The organism is Allochromatium humboldtianum (assembly GCF_013385175.1).
GTDB lineage: Bacteria > Pseudomonadota > Gammaproteobacteria > Chromatiales > Chromatiaceae > Thermochromatium > Thermochromatium humboldtianum.
Genome location: NZ_JABZEO010000049.1, coordinates 1 through 2,045, shown reverse-complemented (window position 1 = coordinate 2,045; position 2,045 = coordinate 1). Strand labels below are relative to the sequence as shown.

At 63.4% G+C, this 2,045-nt stretch carries 1 protein-coding gene; it reads right to left on the bottom strand.

Annotation, left to right across the window (positions count from 1 at the left end; genetic code table 11):
- A partial coding sequence (locus tag HW932_RS21385) for a tetratricopeptide repeat protein (RefSeq protein WP_176978473.1) occupies nt 1-1,880 on the bottom strand: 1,880 nt, incomplete at its 3' end.
- Between the last annotated feature and the right edge of the window lie 165 nt (nt 1,881-2,045).

The window sequence follows — 2,045 nt, the reverse complement described above, 5'->3', positions numbered from 1 at the left end:
CTGAGGAGTTGCTGGAGGGCGGCGTTGAACTGGAGCTTGGCGGCGTCGAGTTCGGGCAGGAGCGCCTCCAGACGCGCCTGCTGCGCGGCGCTCAGGGGCGTGGTCTCTTCGAGGGCCAACAGCGCTTGATACTCGGCGCCCAGTCGGGCCAGGTCGCGGCTGCCGGCCTCGTAGACCTGAAGCTGCTCGGCCTCGAAGGCGTTGTAGCCGGCCTGGGTCTGGCGTGGGTCGGCGTCCAGGTCGCGGCGCACGAACTCGAAGTATTCCTGCTCCTTGAGCATCTCCAGCACCTGCTGGGCTTCGGGCAGGCGCCCCTCGGCGATCAGCCGATCGGCCAAATGCTTGTAGTAGGTCTCTTTGCTTTTGAGGAAGGCCTGCTGGGTGGTCTGCTCGGCAGCGGCCAAATTTTGGCGCACGGCCTGGAGGGTGTTGACGGCCTGCTTGCCGAAGAAGATGGCCAGCGGGCGCTGGGACTGCGCGGCGTAGAAGTCGGCGAGGCTGCCCTGGACGGTCCAGAGCAGCTCGGGTGTCTGGCTGCCTTGGACGATCTGCAGCGCCTGCTGGTAGAGCGGTTCGGCTTCAGTGAAGCGACCGGTAGTTTTCAGCAACACCGCTAGGTTGTTGAAGATTCTAGCGATGTCGGGATGCCCCTCGGGTAGGGCCTTCCTAACGATCGCCAGCGCCTCGCGGTAGAGCGGCTCGGCTTCGCTGGTGCGATCAGTGGTCGCCAGCAACGCTGCCAGGTTGTTGAGACCGGTGGCAATGTCGTGATGCCCTTCAGGCAGGGCTTGCTGCAGTGTCACGAGCGCCTCGCGCAGGAGCGGCTCGGCCTCAGCGGGGCGGCCGGTGGCTCGAAGCAACTCCGCCAGGTTGTTGAGGCTGGCGGCGATGGACGGATGCCCCTCAGGTAGGGCCTGTCGAAGGATAGCCAGCGCCTCGCGGTAGAGCGGCTCGGCCTCGGTGTTGCGACCAGTGGTTCGAAGCAATCCCGCCAGGTTGTTGAAGCTGGTGGCAACTGAGGTATGCTCACGGCCATAGACTTTTTCATCGATTGCCAGCGCCTCACGGTAGAGCCGCTCGGCTTCGCCATAGCGACCGGTGGTCTCCAGCAATGCTGCCAAGCTGCCTAGACTGAGGGCGATGTCAGGATGTCCCTCTGGCAGGGCCTGTTGTCGGATCGCCAGCGCCTCACGGATGAGCGGCTCAGCCTCGGCATAACGTCCGTTTGTATAAATCAACTCGGCCAAGCCATTGAGGCCGGTAGCGATGTCAGAATTTCCTTCGGTCTGAGCCTGCTGCCAGATCGCCAGCGCCTCGCGGTAGAGTGGCTCAGCTTCGCCAAGGCGACCAGAGGCTTTAAGTAAATTCGCGAGGTTGACGAGGGTCAGGGCGATGTCAGGATGCCCCTCAGGCAGCGCCTGCTGGCGGATCGCCAGCGCCTCACGGTAGAGCGGCTCGGCTTCGCCATAGCCACCTGTGGTATACAGTAACGCCCCTAGGTTGTTGAGGCTGGTGGCGATGTCGGGATGCCCCTCTTGCAGGACAGCGCGCTGGATCGCCAGCGCTTCACGAAAGAGCGGCTCAGCTTCGGCATAGCGGCCGATGGTCCGAAGCAAAACCGCCAGGTTGTTGAGGTAGGTGACAAAGTCGGGATGCCCCTCTCGCAGGACAGCGCGCTGGATCGCCAGCGCCTCGCGCAAGAGCCGCTCGGCTTCATCGTAGCGTGCAAGCTGTTCGTACATCGCGGCTGCCTTACTGAGTTTCGCTGCCAGATCCTGCATCCGGGGGCGCCCGCTAGCTCGTTCCGCCTCAGCACTCCGACGATAGGCTTCCGCCGCTTCCAGAAAGCGTTCAGCCTGACGCAACGCTTCGCCCTGCAACCAAGCCTCATTGGCCAGCTGGGTTTGCTTTCGGAACCGTTGGTTTTTCGGTAGAGCCTGCCGGGCGGTGACTTCCAGCCAAGCCCATTCAGCTCGACACGCCTCCACCTGCCAGCCCCGTTCGATAAACAGAGCAAAAGCCGCCAGAGGTCCAGTTTTGAGACT